Source organism: Mycobacterium sp. 1465703.0 (assembly GCF_001672975.1).
GTDB lineage: Bacteria > Actinomycetota > Actinomycetes > Mycobacteriales > Mycobacteriaceae > Mycobacterium.
In genome coordinates, this window is record NZ_LZKU01000158.1 from 1 (window position 1) to 5,312 (window position 5,312).

The 5,312-nt window shown below is 66.5% G+C and carries 5 protein-coding genes and 1 pseudogene; 3 read left to right on the forward strand and 3 right to left on the reverse strand.

All coding sequences use genetic code 11. The features are described from left to right. The 3 genes from A5625_RS13565 to msrB all read left to right on the forward strand — a co-directional run. The coding region (locus A5625_RS13565; protein WP_156748211.1) for an alpha/beta fold hydrolase at nt 1-1,496 on the forward strand (1,496 nt) is incomplete at its 5' end. Nucleotides 1,497-1,524: 28 nt separating this feature from the next. Then, on the forward strand, nt 1,525-2,877 hold the full coding sequence (aftC, locus tag A5625_RS13570) for an arabinofuranan 3-O-arabinosyltransferase (protein WP_066994284.1): 1,353 nt from the start codon (nt 1,525-1,527) through the stop codon (nt 2,875-2,877). A 104-nt stretch (nt 2,878-2,981) separates the two neighbouring features. After that, the gene (msrB, locus tag A5625_RS13575; protein ID WP_156748213.1) at nt 2,982-3,392 is read left to right on the forward strand and encodes a peptide-methionine (R)-S-oxide reductase MsrB; all 411 of its coding nucleotides are present in this window, start codon (nt 2,982-2,984) and stop codon (nt 3,390-3,392) included. Between the two features lie 206 nt (nt 3,393-3,598). Here the strand turns inward: msrB and A5625_RS13580 are convergent, their stop codons facing one another. The 3 genes and pseudogenes from A5625_RS13580 to A5625_RS13590 all read right to left on the reverse strand — a co-directional run. Further along, nucleotides 3,599-4,351, reverse strand: a complete 753-nt coding sequence (locus A5625_RS13580; RefSeq protein ID WP_066994287.1) for a class I SAM-dependent methyltransferase — start codon at nt 4,349-4,351, stop codon at nt 3,599-3,601. Beyond that, entirely contained in the window at nt 4,348-5,043 is a 696-nt protein-coding gene (hemQ, locus tag A5625_RS13585; RefSeq protein ID WP_066994290.1) for a hydrogen peroxide-dependent heme synthase, read from the reverse strand. The genes A5625_RS13580 and hemQ overlap by 4 nt, the downstream gene beginning before the upstream one ends. 5 nt (nt 5,044-5,048) lie before the next feature. Continuing rightward, nucleotides 5,049-5,312 (reverse strand): annotated as a pseudogene (locus A5625_RS13590) (FAD-dependent oxidoreductase); the annotation flags it as partial.

Below are 5,312 nucleotides of genomic sequence, written 5' to 3' on the forward strand. Positions count from 1 at the left end.
GCCTGGCCGCCGACCCGCGCTTCGCCACCAATTCCGGTGCGCGCCCGCAAGGAGCGGCCACCTCGAAGCCGGCGCCCAGCGGTCCACCACCGATCGCCGCACCCAAGAACGACCTGTCGTGGCATGACTGCACTTCGCGGGTGTTCGCCAATGCGGCGGTTCCCGCCGCCCCCGGCGTCCAGCTGGATTGCGCGAATTACGACGCCGACCTGGACCCGGTCAACGGTGGAGGCGGCACCCTGAGCATCGGCGTGGTGCGCGCCCGCTCGAACCGGACGCCGCAAGACGCCGGGCCTCTGGTCTTCACCACCGGCTCCGATCTGCCGTCGTCGGCGCAATTGCCGATCTGGCTGTCCCGGGCGGGCGCCGACGTGCTGGCCACCCATCCCATCGTCTCGGTCGACCGCCGCGGCATCGGCATGTCGAGCCCCATCGATTGCCGGGACAAGTTCGACCGGCAACAGATGCGCGACCAGTCGCAGTTCCAGACCGGCGACGACCCGGTGGCCAACCTTTCCGAGATCTCCAACACCGCCACCACCAACTGCGGCGACGCCGTCGGGATCGGCCCGAACGCGTCGTCATACGACAACGCGCACGCCGCCTCCGACATCGAGCGGTTGCGCACCCTGTGGGACGTGCCCACCCTGGCGCTGATCGGAATCGGCAACGGCGCACAAGTGGCGTTGGCCTACGCCGGATCGCGACCGGACAAGGTGGCCCGATTGATCCTCGACTCGCCAGTTGCGTTGGGCGTCAACGCCGAAGCCGCCGCCGAGCAGCAGGCCAAGGGACAGCAGGCCGCATTGGACGCCTTCGCCGCCCAATGCATCGCGGTGAACTGCGCGCTCGGCGGCGACCCGAAGGGTGCCGTCAGCGCGCTGCTGGCCGACGCCCGCGGCGGTAAGGGTCCCGGTGGCGTATCGGTGGCGCAGGTGGCCAATGCCATCACCGTCGCGCTGGGCTACCCTGCCGGTGGCCGCGTCGCCGCCACCACCGACCTGGCCAACGCCGTGGCCGCCGCCCGCTCCGGGGACACCAACGCGCTGACCAACCTGATCAATCACGCGAACGCCGTGCAGGACTCCGACGGCCAGTTCGTCAACGTCTGCAGCGACGCGGTCAACCGCCCCACCCCGGACCGGGTGCGTGAACTCGTCGTCGCCTGGGGCAAGCTCTATCCCGAATTCGGGACGGTCGCCGCGCTGAATCTGGTCAAGTGCGTGCATTGGCCCACCGGTTCGCCGCCGGCCACACCCAAGACGCTGAAGGTCGACGTGCTGTTGCTGGGTGTGCAGCACGACCCGATCGTCGGGACCGACGGGGTCGCGGCGACCGCGGCCACCATCATCAACGCCAACGCGGCCAGCAAGCGGGTGATGTGGCAGGGCATCGGCCACGGCGCCAGCATCTTCTCGGGCTGCGCCGTTCCGCCGCTGATCGGCTACCTCAGCAGCGGCAAATTGCCCAACACCGACACCTATTGCCCGGCCTGATGCTGCTTTCCGGCCGGCACCGGCCCCGGTGTACGGTGCGCTGGTGACGGCAGCTGAATCGACCCGAACCGGCTTGCGTGATTGGACCCTGGCCGCCTTTGCCCCCCGCACCAGTGCGCCGAGCGTCGCGACCCTACTGCGGGCGGCGTTGTGGCCGATAGCCATCTTCTCGGTACTGCACCGCAGCATCATCTTGCCCCTCAACGGCAATATCACCGACGACTTCAAACCGGTGTACCGCGCGGTCCTCAACTTCCGGCACGGCTGGGACATCTACAACGAGCACTTCGACTATGTCGACCCGCACTACCTGTACCCGCCCGGCGGCACGCTGCTGATGGCACCGTTCGGGTACCTCTCCTTCTCGCCGTCCAGGTTTCTCTTCGTCCTGGTCAACGCCGTGGCGATTCTGATCGCCTGGTACCTGCTGCTGCGGATGTTCAAATTCACTTTGTCCTCGGTGGCGGCGCCCGCCCTGTTGCTGGCCATGTTCTGCACGGAAAGCGTGAGCAGCACCCTGGTGTTCACCAACATCAACGGCTGTGTGCTGCTGGCCGAGGTGCTCTTCTTACGCTGGCTGCTGGACGGGAAAGTCCGGCATCAGTGGTGGGCCGGGCTGGTGATCGGCCTGACGCTCACCCTCAAACCCGTGCTGGGACCGCTGCTGTTGCTGCCACTGCTCAACCGCCAGTGGCGGACGCTGATACCGGCGTTGGCCGTGCCGCTGGCGATCAACGCCATCGCCTGGCCCCTGGTCAGCGATCCGATGGACTTCGTCACCAAGACGTTGCCGTACATCGGGGGCACGCGGGACTACTTCAACAGCTCGATCGAGGGCAACGGCGTGTACTTCGGCCTGCCCACCTGGCTGATCGTATTTATGCGGGTTCTGTTCGTTCTGATCACGATCGGCGCGCTGTGGCTGCTGTATCGCTATTACCGCACCCGCGATCCGCTGTTCTGGTTCACCAGCTCGTCGGGTGTGCTGCTGCTGTGTTCCTGGCTGGTGCTGCCGCTGGCCCAGGGCTACTACTCGATGATGCTGTTCCCCTTCTTGATGACGGTGGTGCTGCAGAACTCGCTGATCCGCAACTGGCCGGCGTGGTTGGGAATCTACGGCTTCATGACGCTGGACGACTGGCTGATCTACCGGTGGATGAGGTATGGCCGCGCCCTGCACTACCTGAAGATCACCTACGGCTGGTCGCTGCTGCTGATCGTCGCATTCACCGTGCTGCTCTTCCGTTACCTGGACGCCAAGGCCGAGAACCGGCTGGACGACGGCATCGACCCGGCGTGGTTGACGCCGGAGCGCGAGCGCGACGCGCTGATCGCAAGCGAGGCGGAGCCGAGCGCAGCGGGTCAGCGGCATCCGAGCTAGCGTGGATGGATGAGTTCTGCCGCCAGCGACGATGCAGAGCAAAAGAGCGACGCGGGGGTACCTCCCGCTTGCGGGAGAGAGGAGTGGCGCAGATGACCAGCGACGTGTCGCGTCCAAAGGTGCAACTGAGCGATGACGAGTGGCGCCGGAAGCTCAGCCCGGAAGAATTCCACGTGCTGCGCCAAGCCGGCACCGAACGGCCCTTCACCGGTGAATACACCGATACCAAAACCGAAGGCGTGTACCAGTGCCGGGCCTGCGGCGCTGAATTGTTCCGCAGCACAGAGAAATTCGAGTCGCACTGCGGCTGGCCGTCGTTCTTCGATCCGGCGAATTCCGATGCGGTGATCTTGCGGCCCGACCATTCCATGGGTACGACGCGTACCGAGGTGCTGTGCGCGAACTGCCACAGCCACCTGGGCCACGTGTTCGCCGGTGAGGGGTACCCGACGCCGACGGATCAGCGCTACTGCATCAACTCGGTTTCGTTGCGGCTGGTGCCGGCGGGCGAATAGCCGGCGCGTCGTTTCCCAGGGTTTCCCAGACGTCGGGTTTCCCAAAATCGCAGCAGTCCCGCTTCGCCGGGGCATGCTGATTGCCCGCCTCTGAGCGACAATTCAGCGACAACCGCGCGTGCGGAGAGGCGGCCAGAACGTTGTCGCTCAAAGGCGGGCAAAAGCCCACTCCCCTCCGGCGGTGGCGACGGCGCGGCGAAACTGCGTCAGTCGATCCGGGTGGCGTGCACTTCCCAGAACGGGGCGTGCACCCGAGATCCCTCGAGCCACGGCTCGATCACCCGGAAACGCTCGATCAGCTTCTCCGCCTGATCGGCCATCTCGGGGTTGCGCTTGGCCGTCGCCTCGATGGACTCGACGCTGACGTTGACCTGGTAGGTGGTCGTGCCCAGATAGGTGATCTCCCAGCCACCGGCCGGAAGAACATCGCGAAAGTCGTTCTCGGACAACGACCTTAGCATCTTAAAGCCGTTGATGTTATTTTCGCCGAACTCGAACATGTACAGCCGCGCGCCGGGCTTGGTGGCGCGGTGCAGGGCCTGTACGTAGGAGCTCCGTAGCTCGGGCTCGGTGCTGAAGGTGTGATAGAACGCGCAGTCGACCACCGTGTCGAACCGGCCGTCGAATCCGTCCAGCTTGGTGGCGTCGGCCAGCTCGAAGTTGACCGAAACCCCGGCCTTGCGTGCGTTTTCCCGGGCGCGTTCGATGGCCCCCGCCGAACCGTCGATGCCGGTGGCTGAATACCCCTTGGCGGCGTAGTAGATGGCGTGGTGGCCCGGGCCGGTGCCCGGGTCGAGCACCTCGCCTTTGATCGCACCCACCGCTACCAGCTGCTGGACCACCGGCTGCGGGCCGCCGATGTCCCACGGTGTGGCGGTCGGCAGGCCGTGCGACGTCCGCTCGTCGCGGTACATCTCCTCGAAGCGGGTGGGGTCGTTAGGGTCGAATGCGGTTGTCATGGAAGGGCATTCACCAGCTGCTCGACGGCCACCCGGGGGCCGGTGAAGAACGGTGTCTCCTCGCGGGTATGCCGGCGGGCGTCGGTGGCGCGCAGCTCCCGCATCAGGTCGACAATGCGGTGCAGCTCGGGAGCCTCGAACGCCAAGATCCACTCGTAGTCGCCGAGGGCGAACGCCGGAACGGTGTTGGCGCGCACGTCTTTGTATTCGCGCGCGGCCATGCCGTGCTCGGCGAGCATGCGGCGCCGTTCCTCGTCGGGCAGCAGGTACCACTCATAGGACCGCACAAAGGGATACACGCAGATGTAGGCGCCGGGCTCCTCGCCCGCCAGGAACGCCGGGATGTGGCTCTTGTTGAACTCGGCCGGCCGATGCAACGCCACACTGCTCCACACCGGCGCGCTGGCCCGCCCCAGCGCCGTGGTGCGCCGAAAGTCGGCGTAGGTAGCCTGCAGCGCCTCGACGCGTTCGGCGTGCGTCCAGATCATGAAGTCGGCGTCGGCCCGCAGACCCGCGACGTCGTAGAGGCCGCGCACCACCACGCCGCGCTCCTCTTGCTGTTTGAAGAACGTCGACGCTTCGTCGATGACGTCGTCGCGCTGTTCACCGAGCTCACCCGGCTCGACGGAGAACACCGAGAACATCAGGTAGCGGATCGTGGAGTTGAGCGAGTCGTAGTCGAGCTTGGCCATGAAACCTATCGTGCCACCTGCGCGTCCAAGTCTCCGATGGCCCTGATCACATGCTCGACTGCGCGCCCGGCCGCGCCGACGCAGGCCGGCACGCCGATGCCGTCCAGATAGCTGCCGGCCACCGCGAGCGTCGGCGGCAAGCCGCCGCGCAGCTCGGTGACCAGGTCGGCATGTCCGGGGCCATACTGCGGCATCGCGTCGATCCAGCGCTGGATGCGGACGTCGACGGGATCGACGGCCAGCCCGAACACCGTCTCCAGGTCGCCCAA